Annotated in this window: 15 protein-coding genes; 9 read left to right on the forward strand and 6 right to left on the reverse strand. The window is 65.2% G+C overall.

The annotated features are described in order from the left end of the window. The first annotated feature begins 152 nt into the window (after positions 1 to 152). Positions 153 to 395 (forward strand): hypothetical protein, encoded by a 243-nt coding sequence (locus HXX15_RS03410; RefSeq protein WP_296512664.1) that lies wholly within the window; start codon positions 153 to 155, stop codon positions 393 to 395. A gap of 108 nt (positions 396 to 503) precedes the next feature. After that, entirely contained in the window at positions 504 to 2567 is a 2064-nt protein-coding gene (locus HXX15_RS03415) for a hypothetical protein (protein ID WP_296512665.1), read from the forward strand. Here the strand turns inward: HXX15_RS03415 and HXX15_RS03420 are convergent. The 3 genes from HXX15_RS03420 to hisS all read right to left on the reverse strand — a co-directional run bounded on the left by HXX15_RS03420 (position 2564) and on the right by hisS (position 4853). Continuing rightward, a complete protein-coding gene (locus HXX15_RS03420) occupies positions 2564 to 2959 on the reverse strand; it encodes a thioesterase family protein (RefSeq protein ID WP_296512667.1) in 396 nt (131 codons plus the stop codon). The two genes, HXX15_RS03415 and HXX15_RS03420, sit on opposite strands and share 4 nt — an antisense overlap. A gap of 8 nt (positions 2960 to 2967) precedes the next feature. Beyond that, positions 2968 to 3174, reverse strand: a complete 207-nt coding sequence (locus HXX15_RS03425) for a tautomerase family protein (protein WP_296512671.1) — start codon at positions 3172 to 3174, stop codon at positions 2968 to 2970. A gap of 155 nt (positions 3175 to 3329) precedes the next feature. Next, positions 3330 to 4853: a histidine--tRNA ligase gene (gene hisS / locus HXX15_RS03430; RefSeq protein ID WP_296512673.1), complete on the reverse strand. Its 1524-nt coding sequence runs from the start codon at positions 4851 to 4853 to the stop codon at positions 3330 to 3332. A gap of 175 nt (positions 4854 to 5028) precedes the next feature. On the opposite strand from hisS, the gene HXX15_RS03435 reads away from it, so the two are divergent. The 4 genes from HXX15_RS03435 (at position 5029) to HXX15_RS03450 (ending at position 9646) form a co-directional block, all read left to right on the forward strand. After that, a complete protein-coding gene (locus HXX15_RS03435) occupies positions 5029 to 5772 on the forward strand; it encodes a sensor histidine kinase (protein ID WP_296512675.1) in 744 nt (247 codons plus the stop codon). Positions 5773 to 5860: 88 nt separating this feature from the next. Beyond that, positions 5861 to 7207: an aspartate aminotransferase family protein gene (locus tag HXX15_RS03440; RefSeq protein WP_296512677.1), complete on the forward strand. Its 1347-nt coding sequence runs from the start codon at positions 5861 to 5863 to the stop codon at positions 7205 to 7207. 87 nt (positions 7208 to 7294) lie between these two features. Next, positions 7295 to 8776 carry an EAL domain-containing protein gene (locus HXX15_RS03445; protein ID WP_296512679.1) on the forward strand — a complete coding sequence of 494 codons (1482 nt, stop codon included), beginning with the start codon at positions 7295 to 7297 and terminating at the stop codon, positions 8774 to 8776. 12 nt (positions 8777 to 8788) lie between these two features. Then, positions 8789 to 9646: a TIGR01459 family HAD-type hydrolase gene (locus HXX15_RS03450; protein WP_296512681.1), complete on the forward strand. Its 858-nt coding sequence runs from the start codon at positions 8789 to 8791 to the stop codon at positions 9644 to 9646. 88 nt (positions 9647 to 9734) lie between these two features. Here the strand turns inward: HXX15_RS03450 and HXX15_RS03455 are convergent, their stop codons facing one another. Next, a complete protein-coding gene (locus HXX15_RS03455) occupies positions 9735 to 10130 on the reverse strand; it encodes a response regulator (RefSeq protein WP_296512683.1) in 396 nt (131 codons plus the stop codon). A gap of 339 nt (positions 10131 to 10469) precedes the next feature. On the opposite strand from HXX15_RS03455, the gene rlmJ reads away from it, so the two are divergent. Both rlmJ and HXX15_RS03465 read left to right on the forward strand, forming a co-directional pair. Next, a complete protein-coding gene (gene rlmJ / locus HXX15_RS03460) occupies positions 10470 to 11330 on the forward strand; it encodes a 23S rRNA (adenine(2030)-N(6))-methyltransferase RlmJ (RefSeq protein WP_296512685.1) in 861 nt (286 codons plus the stop codon). Between the two features lie 274 nt (positions 11331 to 11604). Further along, positions 11605 to 11817 carry a cold-shock protein gene (locus tag HXX15_RS03465; protein ID WP_296512688.1) on the forward strand — a complete coding sequence of 71 codons (213 nt, stop codon included), beginning with the start codon at positions 11605 to 11607 and terminating at the stop codon, positions 11815 to 11817. Here the strand turns inward: HXX15_RS03465 and HXX15_RS03470 are convergent. Both HXX15_RS03470 and HXX15_RS03475 read right to left on the reverse strand, forming a co-directional pair. Then, entirely contained in the window at positions 11798 to 12664 is an 867-nt protein-coding gene (locus HXX15_RS03470; protein ID WP_296512690.1) for an SAM-dependent methyltransferase, read from the reverse strand. The genes HXX15_RS03465 and HXX15_RS03470 overlap by 20 nt on opposite strands. A 148-nt stretch (positions 12665 to 12812) precedes the next feature. Continuing rightward, on the reverse strand, positions 12813 to 13433 hold the full coding sequence (locus tag HXX15_RS03475; RefSeq protein WP_296512692.1) for an outer membrane protein: 621 nt from the start codon (positions 13431 to 13433) through the stop codon (positions 12813 to 12815). 295 nt (positions 13434 to 13728) lie between these two features. On the opposite strand from HXX15_RS03475, the gene uvrC reads away from it, so the two are divergent. Continuing rightward, positions 13729 to 15816: an excinuclease ABC subunit UvrC gene (gene uvrC, locus HXX15_RS03480; RefSeq protein ID WP_296512694.1), complete on the forward strand. Its 2088-nt coding sequence runs from the start codon at positions 13729 to 13731 to the stop codon at positions 15814 to 15816. Positions 15817 to 15856 lie beyond the last annotated feature (40 nt).

A 15856-nucleotide genomic window follows, 5' to 3' on the forward strand; every position in this document is an offset into this window, starting at 1 on the left:
CAGTCGAGCCGCGCGCTCTTCACCTCTCCCATAGGGAGAGGTCGGCGCGCAGCGCCGGGTGAGGGGTTTCGCCCTATCGAGAGTCCGTACCCCCTCACCCCAACCCTCTCCCCATGGGAGAGGGGGCCGGCCATCTTCGGAGCTAACGCCTGATGCAATACGGCATCGCCTTCGCCCCTTTCGTCTCCATGCCGATGCTGTGGATCGCACTCGGCGCCACCATCGTGACAATTCTACTGTTGTCGATCCAGCGGAGGCGCCAAGCGGCCCCGAAAACGAAAAGCGATCCTTGGGGCTGTATGGCCGGCACCATCACGATCATGCCCGACACCGATCTGACGGCGCCGACCGGCGACCTCTGGAATGCGGAGCAAGGGAGATTGCTCAATGAGTAGTCCCCGGCTCGATGCCTGCACCGTTCCCTGCGTGACCGTGGTGACGCGCGATCGTCAGATTCTTGAATATTCCCGCGCCGGGCACGTGCGCACGTTGGTGTGTTGATCATGCAATACGGCATCACCTTTGCGCCGCTGGTACCTGCACTCGTGCTGTGGATCGCGCTTGCCGCGATCGTGGCGATCGCGGCGCTGCTGCTGATCGGCCGCGCCCGCGGCGCGTGGGTGCGGCTCGGCGCGTTGGCGCTGATCCTGCTGGCGCTGTCGAACCCGTCATTTACCCGCGAGGAGCGCGAGCCGCTGTCGTCGGTGGCGGCGGTGGTGATCGACAAAAGCCCGAGCCAGAATTTCGGCGACCGCAAGCGCGAGACCGCGCAGGCGCAGGAGGCGCTGGTCAACCGGCTGAAGCAGATCAAGGGTCTCGAGGTCCGCGTGGTCGAGGCCGGACAGGCCGACGGCGAGACCGACGGCACCAAGCTGTTCGGCGCGCTGACCAATGCGCTGTCGGACGTGCCGACCGATCGCGTCGCCGGCGCGTTCCTGATCACCGACGGCCGGGTCCATGACATTCCGGCCAATGCCGCCGCCCTTGGTTTCCAGGCGCCGGTCCACGCGCTGATCACCGGCAGCAAGGACGAGCGCGACCGCCGGATCGCGATTACCGCGGCGCCTCGGTTCGGCATCGTCGGCCAGTCCCAGACCATCACCTACCGGCTCGACGACCAGGGCATCGTCAATGATCGCGCCAAGGTGACGGTGCGCCGCGACGGCGACGTCATCAGCGAACGCACCGTGCTCTCTGGCCAGACCGTCAATGTCGAGATCGACATCAAGCACGCCGGCCCCAACATCGTCGAGATCGAGGCGTCGCCGGTCGAGAACGAACTGACGCTGGTCAACAACCGCGCGGTGGTGGCGATCGACGGCGTGCGCGACAAATTGCGGGTGCTCTTGGTGTCCGGCGAACCGCATGCCGGCGAGCGCACCTGGCGCAACCTGCTGAAGTCCGACGCCAGCGTCGACCTGGTGCATTTCACCATTCTGCGGCCGCCTGAAAAGCAGGACGGCACCCCGATCAACGAATTGTCGCTGATCGCGTTTCCGACCCGCGAACTGTTCCAGCAGAAGATCAACGAGTTTCAGCTGATCATTTTCGACCGCTACGCCCGCCAGGGCGTGCTGCCGATCGCGTATTTCGACAACATCGCGCGCTATGTGAAGAACGGCGGCGCGGTCCTGGTCTCGGCCGGTCCCGACTATGCCTCGACCACCAGCATCTGGCGCACTCCGCTCGACGTCGTGCTGCCGGCGGAGCCGGTCGGCGTCACCGAGAAGCCGTTCTACGCGCATCTGTCCGACGCCGGCAAACGCCATCCGGTCACGCGCGGGCTGGAAGGCTCAAGCACCGAACCGCCGCATTGGAGCCGGTTCTTCCGCACCGTCGACACCCGCAACCCGACCACCGCGCCGGTGATGACCGGCGCCGACGGCAAGCCGTTGCTGCTGCTGTCGCGCTACGGCGAGGGCCGCGTCGCGCTGCTGCTCAGCGACCACATCTGGCTGTGGGCGCGCGGCTATGAGGGCGGTGGGCCGCATCTCGACCTGCTGCGGCGGATGTCGCACTGGCTGATGAAGCAACCCGATCTGGATGAAGAGGCGCTGCGGTTGTCGACCCAGGGCAAGGATCTGGTGGTTTCGCGCCAGACCATGGCCGACGGCGTGCCGCCGGTCACGGTGACTTCGCCGTCCGGCGCCACCCGCAATCTGACGCTGAGCGCCGCCGACCCCGGATCGTGGCGCGCCACCACCCCGGCCGACGAGCTCGGGCTGTGGCAGGCCACCGACGGCACGCTGAAGGCGCTGATCAATGTCGGGCCGATCAACCCGAAGGAGTTCTCCGAAGTCACCTCGTCGACCGAGCCGCTGAAGCCGCTGACCCAGGCCACCGGCGGCGACGCCCGGCGCATCGCCGACAGCTCCGGCGTCGAACTGCCGCGGATCATTCCGGTGCAGGCCTCAAGCGTGTTTCGCGGCGATGGCTGGCTCGGGGTGCGGATGCGCGACGCCAGCGTTGTGCGCGGCGTCGGCGTATTGCCGATGTTCTCCGGCCTGATCGGCCTGCTGCTGCTGCTCGGTGCCTTCGCGGCGACCTGGCTACGCGAGGGACGCTAACCCGCGCCGAACCGCTTGGTGAATTGCTCAACATTGACCAAGCCGCGGGCATGGCGGCCGTCACCGATCTTCTGATCGCCGTCGAACGCTTCAACCTCGAACCGGATCACCCGGCGCTCGACCGCGGTGACCCGCGCGGTGGTGCGCACGATGCGGCCGACCGGGGTCGCGGCGAGATGGCGGATATCGACCTCGGTGCCGACGGTGACCCAGCCCTCCGGCAGAAACCGCGAGATCGCGTCGCCGGAGGTCATTTCCATTTCCAGGATCATCAGCGGCGTGCCGAACACCGCCGGCATCGTCGGCACGAAATGCCGGACCGTCTGCTCCGGCGTCACCGTCAGCAGTCGCTCGGCGCTCATGTCGACGGTGATGAAGTCGCGTGCGTCCATCTGCCGAACTACTTCTTCGCCAGCGCGGCCTTGCGCTCCACAAAAGTCTGGCCGCCCTTCATCTTGTGCGCCAGCGGCGCCTCGTTGATCTGGATCACCACGGCTTCGGCATCAACGCCGAGATGGGTCACCAGCGCCTTGGTGATGTCGCGCATCATCCCGGCCTTCTGCTCGTCGGTGCGGCCTTCGGCCATGTTCACGGTGATCTCAGGCATTTCGATTCTCCCAGTTCTTTGTTTGCGTTTCTATATTACGCTCGTCATTCCGGGGCGCGAGCCTTTGGCAAGCGAACCCGGAATCTCGCCACTCGACCAGCCGCAAGATTCCGGGTTCGCGCGCAGCTGTCGCTGCACGCGCCCCGGAATGACAGCTAACCCCACTTCACCCCACGCTTGTCGAGAATCTTCCGCACCGTGTCGAGCAGATCGGTCTCCGGCACCTTCTGCTGCGCCTCGGCCTGCTTCTGCAGATATTCGTCGCGATCCTTTTCCAGCGACGCCAGTTCGGCGCCGAGGATCAGGTCCTTGACGATGATCTGCGGCCCGGCAGGATCGTTCTTCTCGTCGGAGCCCTGGATGATCACGCACGGGCTGTGACGGCGGTCGGCGTATTTGAGCTGGTTGCCCATGTTCTTCGGATTGCCGAGATAGAGTTCGGCGCGAATGTTGGCGTTGCGCAGCAGCGCGACCATCTTCTGATAGTCGGCAACGCGGTCGCGGTCGAACACCGTGACCACGACGGGGCCGGCCTGCGGCTTGGTGTCGAGCTTGCCGAGCAGCGTCAATGCGGCCTGCAGCCGCGATACGCCGATCGAGAAGCCTGTGGCGGGAACGGGCTCGCCGCGGAACCGCGAGACGAGGCCATCATAACGCCCGCCACCGCCGACCGAACCGAACCGAACCGGGCGGCCTTTTTCGTCGTTGGTCTCGAGCGTCAGTTCAACCTCGTAGACCGGACCGGTATAGTATTCGAGGCCGCGAACGACGGAGGGGTCGATGCGGATGCGATCGGGGCCGTAGCCCGACGCGGCGATCAAACTCGAAATCTCGCTGAGTTCGGCTCGCGCCTTCTGCACCGTTTCGGATTCAAACAGATAGCGAAATGCGGCTTGATCAGCGCTTGAAGGATCCCCGAAGCTGGTCGCGATGGCGCGGGCGTCGCCGTCACTCAGGCCGGCGCCCTTGGTGAAGTCGCCTTTGCCCTCTTCACCGCCATCCCAGCGGCCAGGCCCGAGCAGCTTTTCAACTTCAACGATAGGGAATTTGTCGAGCTTGTCGACGGCGCGCAAAACAATCAGCCGCCGCCCCGCATTCTCGTCGCCGCCAAGCCCGATGCTCTCCATCACCCCGTCGAGCACCTTGCGGTTATTCACCTTCACCACATAGCTGCCGCGCGGCACGCCGAGCGCTTCCATCGTATCGGCCGCCATCATGCACATTTCGGCGTCCGCCGCCGGCGAGGCGCTGCCCACGGTGTCGGCGTCAAACTGCATGAACTGGCGGAACCGGCCGGGGCCGGGCTTTTCGTTGCGGAACACCCAGCCGTTGCGATAGCTGCGGTAGGGCAGCACCAGGTTCTCGGTGCCGTAATTCTCGGCGACATAGCGCGCCAGCGGTGCGGTGAGATCGTAACGCAGGCTGATCCACTGTTCGTCGTCGTCCTGGAACGAGAACACGCCCTCGTTGGGGCGGTCCTGGTCGGGCAGGAACTTTCCGAGCGTGTCGGTATATTCGAACGCCGGGGTCTCGACCGGCTCGAAGCCGTAGCGCTCATAGACCTCGCGGATTTTCGCCACCATCGCCCGCGTCGCGGCGATCTCGGCGGGGCCGCGATCGGCCAGCCCGCGCGGCAGTCGGGCGCGGAGTTTTTGCGGTTTTTTGGGTTTTTCAGCCATTTTGCATCGATCTCGCTCTGGTCGGGTGGTACCAGCGCCGGCGCAAGGCGGCAAGGCGACGTTGTGATCCCTCCCCACCCCTATGTCCGGTAACCGAAATAGCCGCACTGCGGCCAAATAAACGTGCTAGCAACGATCAGCAAACAAAAGGAAGTCCTTCGGGGCTAGGTGACCGATGGCTGGCCCGACTGGAATTCTGCAGGCCGAGAATGACGGACTGCGGCTGCTGCTCGAACAGGCCGGGATCGACGCACGGGCGCTGCTGGCGCAGGCCGGAATCGACGCCCGCGAGCGCGAGACCGCCGACAAGCTGCAGAAACTGATCCTGGAAGAGCTGCACCACCGCATCAAGAATACGCTGGCCACAGTCAGCGCCATCGCCTCGCAAAGCCTGCGCACCGCCACCAGCATCGAACACGGCCAGCACGCGATCGAGGGCCGGCTGGTTGCGCTCGGCCGCGCCCACGATCTGTTGTTGCAGGCGCGCTGGAGCAGCGCCAGCCTGGCCACCATCGTGCGCGGCGCCACCGAGCCCTACGAAAGCCGCGACGCCGCCCGGTTCACAATTTCGGGAGCGGAAATCAACATCACCTCGGGCGCGGTGCTGGCGCTGGCGATGACGCTGAACGAACTCTGCACCAACGCCACCAAGTTCGGCGCGCTGTCGGTGCCGACCGGGCGGATCGCGATCCACTGGGACATCGATGCCGAGAAGCAGCGGCTGCGCTTGAGCTGGACGGAATCCGGCGGGCCGCCAGTTCGGGTGCCGACCCGGCGCAGTTTCGGTACCAGGCTGATCGAAACGATGGGCAAGCAGCTCAACGGCGAGGTCGACTTTGCCTACGCGGCAAGCGGATTCGTCTATACGCTGGATGCACCGCTGGCGTCGCTGCAGGCATCTGGCACCACGGAAATTTGACGCAGTCGTTGGCGCACTGGGATGAAGCTGGTACCGTGCCGCGCAATCCAACGCCGCGACTTGCATCCCGACTTGCATGAGGACCTCCATGTTAGACAAGAGCCTGCCCACCTCCGCCGTCAGCGTGCCGAATGACCTCGCCGCGTTCTGGATGCCGTTCACCGCGAACCGCGCCTTCAAGCGCGCACCGAAGATGCTCGCGGGCGCCAAGGGCATGCACTATTTCACCGCCGACGGACGCAAGGTGATCGATGCCGCCTCGGGCATGTGGTGCACCAATGCCGGCCATGGCCGCGAGCAGATCGCCGCCGCGATCGCCAAGCAGGCTGCCACGCTGGACTACGCGCCGCCGTTCCAATTCTCCCATCCGCAGGCGTTCGAACTGGCCAGCCGGATCGTCGAACTGGCGCCGGATGGCCTCGACCACGTGTTCTTCTGCAACTCCGGATCGGAGGCCGCCGACACCGCGCTGAAGATGGCGATGGCCTGGCAGATGATCCGCGGCCAGGGGTCCCGTACCCGCTTCATCGGCCGCGAGCGCGGCTATCACGGCGTCGGCTTCGGCGGCACCGCGGTCGGCGGCATCGGCAACAACCGCAAGATGTTCGGCACGCTGCTGAACGGCGTCGACCACCTGCCCTCGACCTACGACCGCGACAAGCAGGCCTTCACCAAGGGCGAGCCGGAGTACGGCGCGCATTTCGCCGACGCGCTCGAAGGCCTGGTGAACCTGCACGGCGCCAACACCATCGCGGCGGTGATCGTCGAGCCAATGGCGGGTTCCACCGGCGTGCTGCCGGCGCCGCAGGGCTATCTCAAGAAGCTGCGCGAGATCACCAAGAAGCACGGCATCCTGCTGATCTTCGACGAGGTCATCACCGGCTACGGCCGGCTCGGCCATGCCTTCGCGGCCGAGCGCTACGGCGTGGTGCCGGACATGCTGACCTTCGCCAAGGGCATCACCAACGGCGCGGTGCCGATGGGCGGGGTGCTGGTCAGCGACACCATCCACGACGCCTTCATGACCGGCCCCGACTACGCCGTGGAGCTGTGCCACGGCTACACCTATTCGGCGCATCCGCTGGCCTGCGCCGCGGGTCTTGCCACGCTGGACATCTACCGCGACGAAAAGCTGTTCGAGCGCGCGAAAAAGCTCGAGCCGGTGCTCGCCGACGCGGTGATGGCGCTGAAGGGCGAGCCGAATGTGGTCGATATCCGCACCGTCGGCCTGACCGCCGGAATCGATCTCGCGCCGCGCCCGGATGCGCCCGGCCAGCGCGGTTTCGAGGCGATGAACAGCGCCTTCCATGACAACGAAATGATGCTGCGAATCGCCGGCGACACTCTGGTGCTGACGCCGCCCTTGATCATCAGCGAGGACCAGATCGGCGAGATCGTCGACAAGGTGGCCAAGGTAATCCGCGCGGTCGCCTGACCCGGTTTGGATGGCGGCGGACGAAAGCAGTGGACTCGTCCGCCGAATCACCAATGATGTCGGGATCGGCAGGGAAACCTCGGCTTAATGATCCGCATCTCGACGATTTTTATTGCCATCTGCATGGTGCTGGTCGCAGCCTCGCTCGGCATGGTGCTGTATTCGATGGCCGGATTCAGCGCCACCGAATCCGCTATCGTTGCGCTGGCGACGCTGACCGTGTTCGTTCTCTACAATGCGGTGTCGATGCGGCTGCGCGACCGTTCCGACGTCGGCGGCCAGATCGCCGACCTGTCGCGCGGCACTGCCGACCTCGCCCGCCAGGTCGCCGAATTCGGCCGCCGGCTCGCCGCGATCGAGGGCAAGATAGTCTCGGCCAACTCCGCCAATCAGGATCGGGTGCAGTCGGCGCTGAATGAAATCGGCGAACTCGGCGGGCTGGTGAAGCAACTGGCGGCCTCGGTCGCGAGCCATGACGAGATGCTGGCTTCTGGCGTCACTGCCAGCACCGCCACACCGTCCGCCGAATCGGACGGGCCGACGCCGGCTGCCGAGGCCGATGCTGAAACCGCGAGCCCCTCGACCGCCAGCGAGCCCGCAAAGGTGGCAGCCGCGCCGGTCGCCACGCCCCTCGCCCGCAACGCGGCGCAGCTGCTGACCGCGGTGAGGAACGCGGTCGAAGCCAACCGCATCGACATCTATCTGCAGCCGATGGTGACGTTGCCGCAACGCAAGGTCCGGTTCTACGAGGCGGTGACCCGGCTGCGCGACGACGCCAATCTGATCCTCACCGCCGACGAATTCATCGCCACCGCGGAATCCGCCGGGCTGATGGGGCGGATCGATCACGCCGTGATGCTGCGCTGCATGCAGGTGCTGCGCCGGCTGATGGTGCGCAACAAGGAGGTCGGGGTATTCTGCAACGTCGCAGCGACCACCCTGGCCAATCCCGAGGGTTTCGCGCAGTGCCTGGACTTCCTCGAAGCCAACCGCGCGCTGGCGTCGTCCTTCATCCTGGAATTCAAGCAAGCGACGTTCCGCAATCTCGGCGCCACAGAGGCCGAACACCTCGCGGCGCTGGCGCAGCGCGGCTACCGGTTCTCGATCGACCATGTCGTCGACCTGCGGATTGATCCGCGTGAACTGGCTGATCGCGGCGTCCGTTTCATCAAGGTGCCGGCGGCCCTGCTGCTTGATCCGCGCGAATATCCGGCGTCCGACATTCACCCCGCCGACCTGTCGGATCTGCTCGGCCGGTTCGGCATCGACCTGATCGCCGAACGGATCGAGGGAGAGCGCGCGGTGGTCGACTTGCTTGACTACGATGTGCGGTTTGGGCAGGGATTTTTGTTCGCGGCGCCGCGTCCGTTGCGGCCCGAGAGCGCGACTGGGCCGGCGGTCGCCGCGGACAATCCACAGCAGGTCGCTGCCCATGACGCAGGCAAGCCCTCGCAGGGCGACGTTACCAAGGATTCGGCTCGGGACTCGGCCCGCGATACGGCCCGGATCGATCCGCCACGCGTCACCGGAAATGCCGCGCTGGCGCGCCGCGCGGCCGGACCGGCCTGAGTACCCGATGCAATGACCACACTTCGTTTCGTTGAACATTTGCGCGACCTCGTCGGCGGCGTCGATGTCGTGTTGAGCGATATCTGGGGCGTGGTCCATAACGGCCTGGTGGCGTTTCCCGAGGCCTGCGACGCGCTGCATAAGGTCCGCGCCCAGGGCAGCACGGTGATCCTGATCACCAATGCGCCGCGACCTGCGGATTCGGTGCAGCGACAATTGCGCAAGCTCGGCGTCACCGACGACACCTACGACGCCATCGTCAGTTCCGGCGACCTCACCCGGACCTTTGTTTCAGAACGTGCCGGGCAATCGATGTTCTGGCTTGGGCCGGAGCGCGACAACTCGATCTATCGCGGGCTCGACGCGGTGTTCGCGCCGCTGGAGAGCGCCGACTACATCGTCTGTACCGGACCGTTCGACGACGAAACCGAATCCGCAGAGGACTATCGCGGAATGATGACTGAGGCGCGCGCGCGCAACCTGACGCTGGTCTGCGCTAATCCCGACATCGTGGTGGAGCGCGGCGACCGGCTGATCTATTGCGCCGGCGCAATCGCCGAACTGTACCGCGAACTCGGCGGCGAGGTGATCTTCTACGGCAAGCCGCACCGGCCGATCTACGACCGCGCGATGACGATCGCGCAAGCCTGTCGCGGCAATGTGGCGACGCCGACCAGCCGCGTGCTGGCGATCGGGGATTCGGTGCGGACCGATCTGGCCGGCGCCCAGGGCTTCGGGATTGACTGTCTGTTCGTGACCCGCGGGATTCACGCCGACGCGTTCGATGGCATCGACCGGCTGGATTCGGTGGCGGTCAAGGAACTGTTCGGCCATCCGCCGTTGGCGCTGACCCGCGAACTGCGCTGGTAGCGCCGCCCCGACAACAAGACGTCACCCCGAAGATCGCGCCGCTCGGGCGCGTCTCGATGGATGACGTCGAGTTTGATCGAAAGTCGGCTTACGCCGGCACGGTATCCGGGAACACGGCCTCGATCTTGGTCTTCAAGGTCGCGGCGTTGAACGGCTTGACGATATAGTTGTTCACGCCGGCCTTTTTGGCGGCGATGACGTTCTCGGTCTTGGATTCGGCGGTGATCATGATGAACGGGGTCGTTGCCAGATTAGGGTCGGCGCGAACCTCCTTGAGCAGGTCGTAACCGGTCATCGGCTCCATGTTCCAGTCCGAGATCACCAGCCCGTATTTCTTGGTGCGCATCTTGGCGAGCGCGGCCGAGCCGTCGCTGGCGTCGTCGATATGCTCGAACCCGAGCTGCTTGAGCAGATTGCGAATGATCCGGATCATGGTGTTGTAGTCATCCACCACCAGCACCGTCATCGACAAATCAACCGCCATCTTCAACTCCCCATAGCCCACCGCGCGGGTGCGCCGAAACATCCATGAATCTGCCGGCCGTCGCCGGGCCGCCCGAAAGAGCGCTGGCGGTGGTCTGCCGGGTCTTTCGCGTCAGCCATGCTTAGCACCGCTGATTAAACAGCCCGTTAACCCCGGCGCCGAACCGCCGCGCCGAAGCGCGGCGAACGCGAACTTTTCGCAAATCTGCGACCGCTTGCCCCCGGCAACCCCGTATTCTTACCTAGATCAAGGCCACCCGCCGCCCGATCGGGCGACGCCCGACGGCCGCGGCCGCGGTCAGGCGTGGCGGCGTCCGGCTCATCCTGCTAGTGGTTCGGGATGAACTATCGCCACGCCTTCCACGCCGGGGGATTCGCCGACGTTATCAAGCACATCGTGCTGGTGCGTATCCTCACCTACCTGCACGAAAAGCCTGCGCCGTTTCGGGTGGTCGACACCCACGCGGGCGCCGGGATCTATGATCTCACCGGCGAGGAGGCGCAGCGCAGCGGCGAATGGCTCACCGGGATCGCCCGGCTGATGCAGGCCCGTTTTTCCGAAAAGGTCGCGCCGCTGGTCGCGCCCTATCTCGATATCGTCCGGGCGTTCAATCCACAGCGCAGCCTCGAGGCCTATCCTGGGTCGCCGCTGATCGCCCGCGCCCTACTGCGGCCGCAGGACAGCCTGGTCGCCTGCGAGATCGAACCGGGCGCCCGCAAGCTGCTGATCGACGCATTGCGCCGCGATACCCAGGCCCGGGTGGTCGATCTCGACGGCTGGGTGGCGTTGCCGGCGTTCGTGCCGCCGAAGGAGCGCCGCGGTCTGGTGCTGATTGATCCGCCGTTCGAACGGAAGGACGAGTTCGAGCGGATGGCCGACGGATTCAGTGCGGCGTACGCGAAATGGCCGACCGGCAGCTATCTGCTCTGGTACCCGGTGAAAAGCCGCCGCGCCACCGATACCCTCGCCCGCCATGTCACCGAGGTCGCCGGCGCGGCCGGCGGTGCGGGAAAATGCCTGCGGCTGGAATTCAGCGTGGCGCCGCAGAGCGCCGAGGGCGGCCTGACCTCAGCCGGTGTTCTGGTGGTGAATCCGCCCTGGACATTGGCCGGCGAGCTAAAGGCCATCCTTCCCGAATTGGAAAAGCCGCTGGGCCAGGGCGGCGCCGGCCGTTTCAGGCTCGAATTGCCCAAACTCTAGCTACTCGGATCCGAACCGCCATCCGATGCGAAAAGTCGCATCTGGACCGTAGGCAATCCCCGCAAATTCGTATTATGCTTTAGTCCATTAGGACTGGCTTTACGTTACCCGCTTCCGCGAATGGAGGCGGCGGAGTGACAAGGCCTCAAGGCGTATTTCACGGACCCGCGGCACGCGGGTCTAGCTCGCATGGCCAAGCTTTCCGGCAGCGCAATGCCAGGCCGCGTCGATGCGCTGGCGCGTAGCGGCAAGCAATGCGGGGAGGAGTTTCCGGATGGCCATGACGGGAACGGTGAAGTTCTTCAACGGTGAACGCGGCTATGGTTTCATCAAGCCGGATGACGGCGGTCGCGATGTGTTCGTACATATCACGGCGGTCGAGCGCGCCGGACTGAAAGACCTGATCGAAGGTCAGCGCATCGCCTTCGAGGTCGAGCCCGACAAGAAGGGCAAAGGCCCCAAGGCGGTCAATCTGGTGCTGTCCTGACCTGTGCGACGGTCGAGGCGTGCATGATATGCGCGCCTTTGCCCCGCATCGAAATCGACCGGTCGGAGAAGAAGCGGGCCGCGATTCCGGCCGGGTCGAGATCCCTGACATCGCGGAAGCCAAGCCCTGACAATTTGGCGCACAGATCGTCGGTGTCGAAATAGCCCTTGATGGTCTCTCCAATCGCGGCGACCCGTTGCGCCAATGCGTCGTGCGCGGCGCGGCGCGCTGGATCCACCATGGTCTCCGGCGGGTTGACATAGTCGAAGACCACGTCGGCGCCGCCAGGCAACGCAGCGATGTAGCCCAGCGTTGCGAGGATCGCGGACTCGGTCAGATACGGCACCACTCCCAGCCAGGTGAAGAACGTCCGTTTTGTGCGGTCGAATCCGGACGCCGTCAGGCAGTCGGCCAGGGTGTCGCGTTCGAAATCCACCGGCACATAGCGGACATGATCCGGCACCGGGATCGCCGCCTCGGCCAGCCGTTGACGCTTCCACGCCTGGGTCTCGGGATGATCGACCTCGAAGATGCGTAACGTCGCGGCGGGCGTTGTCCGATACGCATAGGTGTCCAGCCCCGCGCCCAGCACGACGAGCTGGGCTGCGCCGTCGCCGGCCGCCTGCGCGAGGGCGTCTTCGGCAACGCGGCTGCGAACCGCAATAAACCAGCGCAGCTTTTTTCTCGCGGGATCGTTCTCGAGATTGCGGAGCAACGCATCGGCGTCGGAACCAAGAATGCGCAGCGCCAGCGGATCGCTGAAGATCACGCCGCGATCAAGCGTCTGATGCGCGGCGCGCAGACCGGCGGCGCCGAGGGCAGTCTTGCTGGGTTGTCCGAGCTGCATCGCGCCAGCTTAGTCGGGCGGCATTCGGCTGTCCACGCGGCGAACCGGTCGGCGCGGTTAGCATGGCGAAGTGGACAAAAAAATCCCGGCCCACCGGGCCGGGAGTTGTGATGGTGACGTTTTTTTGTCGCGAGTATCTTGATCGCGATTAGAAGTGATAATTGACGCCAGCGCGGACCAGGCCGAATTGGTAGCCGTTCGGCAGGCCGGTGATGCTGAATCGGCTGTCGGACAGATCGACATAGAGGTATTCGACCTTGGCACTCCAGTTCGGCGCGAAGCCGAATTCGGCGCCGACGCCTGCGGTCCAGCCGGCGGAGGTGTGGGATTCCGACAATCCGAAGGTCTCGGCGCGCAGGCCGCCGAACGCCAGACCGCCAGTGCCGTAGAACAACACGTTGCTGAATGCGTAGCCGACCCGGCCGCGCACCGTGCCGAACCACGGGTTGGAGAACTTCCAGGGTGCGAACGTCTCTTCGGCGCCATTGGCCTGGATATCGCCTTCGACGCCGAACACCAGCGCGCCGGACTGCCAATTGTAGCCGCCCTGGATGCCGCCGGCGAAGCCCGACGGCTTGGCGGCGCTGTTGGTCACATCGCCCCAATTGTAACCGAGATTGCCGCCGATATAGGGCCCGGCCCAGCTATAGGCATTGAGCGGCTGATTGACGGTGTAGGGCGCACGCGATCCATACGAGAGATCGGCGGCCTGCCCCGCTGTCACACCCGCGGCGAATACGGCCGCCGCCGCCATTGCAATCTTGCTCATCTCGACTCTCCTCGACGCCGCGGCCGGATCTAAACCGGCCGCCGGTCATGCCGTCGGCCTATGAAACCGAGCGACGAAAGCCGGCCCGCATGGTTACGGGTTTCCAGCTTTTTCTGAGAAGATTTATCGAGAGTTTTAAGTTAAGCGGTTGTTAAACCGGCTCCGTGGCAAGGTATTGTTGTTAATAGGGCCTTACTTTCATGGTGCTTGGAACCACCCGGCGGCTGGATCGCCGCGACCGCAGATCGACGTTGCCGCGCTGGCAGCGGCGGGGCGGAGCACCTAGCTTAAATCCATGATTCACGACCCCACCGAGATTCCCGATGCGCCCGCCGCGGCGGCATCGGAATCCGTCGCACCGACGCCGGTCTTGGCCGAACCATCGCCGCGGTCGACGGCGGCGTCGCAGGATATCGACGCCGCAACGGCCTCGCTCGCCGCCGACGAGGACGACGAATCGCGGCTGCCGGAGATTGTCGACGATTCCGTCGACGCCGTCCCGGAAGGACCGCTCGCGGTCGGCCGCGCCGCGATCGCGCATGCCGTGCGTCATGCGCCGACCTCGCCCGGGGTGTACCGGATGCTGAACGCGGCCAACGACGTGCTCTATGTCGGCAAGGCCAAGAACGTGCAGAAGCGGCTGTCGTCCTATGCGCGGCCGACCGGCCATGTGATGCGGATCTCGCGGATGATCGCCGCCACCGCGATGGTGGAAATCATCTCGACCGCGACCGAGACCGAGGCGCTGCTGCTCGAGGCCAATCTGATCAAGCAGCTGCGACCGCGCTTCAATGTGCTGCTGCGCGACGACAAGTCGTTTCCCTACATCCTGATCAGCGGCGATCACTGGGCGCCGCAGATGCTCAAGCATCGCGGCGCGCAATCGCGGCCGGGGCGCTATTTCGGCCCGTTCGCCTCGGTCGGCGCGGTCAACCGCACCATCACCGCGCTGCAGCGCGCGTTTCTGGTGCGCTCCTGCACCGATTCGTTCTTCGAAAGCCGCACCCGGCCCTGCCTGCTCTATCAGATCAGGCGCTGCGCCGGCCCCTGCACCAGTGAGATCGATTTTCCCGGCTACACCGAGCTGGTGCGCGAGGCGACGGACTTTTTGTCCGGACGAAGCCGATTGGTGAAGCAGGAACTGGCCGCCGAAATGGAGAAGGCTTCCGCCGAGCTCGCCTTTGAAACAGCCGCGCTCTATCGCGACCGCCTGGCGGCGCTGTCGGCGATCCAGTCGCAGCAGGGCATCAACCCGCGCACCGTCGAGGAAGCCGACGTGTTCGCCATCCATCAGGAGGGCGGTTATTCCTGCGTCGAGGTGTTCTTCTTCCGCACCGGCCAGAACTGGGGCAACCGCGCCTATTTTCCGCGCGCGGAGAAGTCCTTCACCGCCGAGGAGGTGCTGGCGTCGTTCCTGACCCAATTCTACGACGACAAGCCACCGCCGAAGCTGATCCTGCTGTCGCACGAGATCGAGGAAAGCGAATTGCTGGCGAGCGCCCTCGGCATCAAGGCCGGGTTCAAGGTCGAAGTGGCGACGCCCAAGCGCGGCGAGAAGAAGGAGCTGATCGTCCACGCCTTGACCAATGCGCGCGAGGCACTCGGTCGCAAGCTCGCCGATACCGCAACGCAAACCCGGCTGCTGCAGGGGCTGGTCACGACGCTCAAGCTGCCGCATCCGCCGAAGCGGATCGAGGTCTACGACAACAGCCACATCCAGGGCAGCAACGCGGTCGGCGCGATGATCGTCGCCGGGCCGGACGGCTTCGTGAAGAATCAATATCGCAAGTTCAACATCCGCTCTGAGGGTCTGACCCCGGGCGACGATTACGCGATGATGCGTGAGGTGTTGCAGCGGCGGTTCAAGCGACTGCTGGCGCCGCCGGCCGAAGGCGAGGCGGCCCGGCCGAAGGACGACGACGTGCCGCAATGGCCCGACCTCGTCATCATCGACGGCGGCCGCGGCCAGCTCAACGCGGTGCGGGAGATCTTCACGGAACTCGGATTGACCGGGGTGACGCTGATGGCGGTCGCCAAGGGGCCAGACCGCGACGCCGGCCGCGAAACCCTGTTCATGCCGGACCGCGAGCCGCTGAAGCTGGAGCCGCGCGACCCGGTGCTGTATTTCATCCAGCGATTGCGGGATGAGGCGCATCGGTTTGTCATCGGCTCGCATCGAAAGCTGCGTAAGAAGGATATCCGCGAAGCCGGCTTGCAGGAGATTCCCGGCATCGGGCCGTCGCGCAAACGCGCTTTGCTGCACCATTTCGGCACCTTGAAGGAAATCGAGCGGGCCTCGATCGGCGATCTCGGCAAGGTTCCGGGGATCAGCGCCGAAAGCGCGCGCAGGATTTTCGACTATTTTCACGCCCGGCCGGGGTAACGGGTTGCTGCCACGTCACCAGAGTCTGCTTGCCGAAGCA

The organism is Rhodopseudomonas sp. (genome assembly GCF_013377015.1).
Classification (GTDB): domain Bacteria; phylum Pseudomonadota; class Alphaproteobacteria; order Rhizobiales; family Xanthobacteraceae; genus JARJEH01.

Excerpts from the sequence above, each read along its gene's own strand:
- HXX15_RS03410 (WP_296512664.1), top strand. The coding sequence starts at position 153 with ATGCAATACGGCATCGCCTTCGCCCCTTTCGTCTCCATGCCGATGCTG.
- HXX15_RS03415 (WP_296512665.1), top strand. The coding sequence starts at position 504 with ATGCAATACGGCATCACCTTTGCGCCGCTGGTACCTGCACTCGTGCTG.
- HXX15_RS03420 (WP_296512667.1), bottom strand. The coding sequence starts at position 2,959 with ATGGACGCACGCGACTTCATCACCGTCGACATGAGCGCCGAGCGACTG.
- HXX15_RS03425 (WP_296512671.1), bottom strand. The coding sequence starts at position 3,174 with ATGCCTGAGATCACCGTGAACATGGCCGAAGGCCGCACCGACGAGCAG.
- hisS (WP_296512673.1), bottom strand. The coding sequence starts at position 4,853 with ATGGCTGAAAAACCCAAAAAACCGCAAAAACTCCGCGCCCGACTGCCG.
- HXX15_RS03435 (WP_296512675.1), top strand. The coding sequence starts at position 5,029 with ATGGCTGGCCCGACTGGAATTCTGCAGGCCGAGAATGACGGACTGCGG.
- HXX15_RS03440 (WP_296512677.1), top strand. The coding sequence starts at position 5,861 with ATGTTAGACAAGAGCCTGCCCACCTCCGCCGTCAGCGTGCCGAATGAC.
- HXX15_RS03445 (WP_296512679.1), top strand. The coding sequence starts at position 7,295 with ATGATCCGCATCTCGACGATTTTTATTGCCATCTGCATGGTGCTGGTC.
- HXX15_RS03450 (WP_296512681.1), top strand. The coding sequence starts at position 8,789 with ATGACCACACTTCGTTTCGTTGAACATTTGCGCGACCTCGTCGGCGGC.
- HXX15_RS03455 (WP_296512683.1), bottom strand. The coding sequence starts at position 10,130 with ATGGCGGTTGATTTGTCGATGACGGTGCTGGTGGTGGATGACTACAAC.
- rlmJ (WP_296512685.1), top strand. The coding sequence starts at position 10,470 with ATGAACTATCGCCACGCCTTCCACGCCGGGGGATTCGCCGACGTTATC.
- HXX15_RS03465 (WP_296512688.1), top strand. The coding sequence starts at position 11,605 with ATGGCCATGACGGGAACGGTGAAGTTCTTCAACGGTGAACGCGGCTAT.
- HXX15_RS03470 (WP_296512690.1), bottom strand. The coding sequence starts at position 12,664 with ATGCAGCTCGGACAACCCAGCAAGACTGCCCTCGGCGCCGCCGGTCTG.
- HXX15_RS03475 (WP_296512692.1), bottom strand. The coding sequence starts at position 13,433 with ATGAGCAAGATTGCAATGGCGGCGGCGGCCGTATTCGCCGCGGGTGTG.
- uvrC (WP_296512694.1), top strand. The coding sequence starts at position 13,729 with ATGATTCACGACCCCACCGAGATTCCCGATGCGCCCGCCGCGGCGGCA.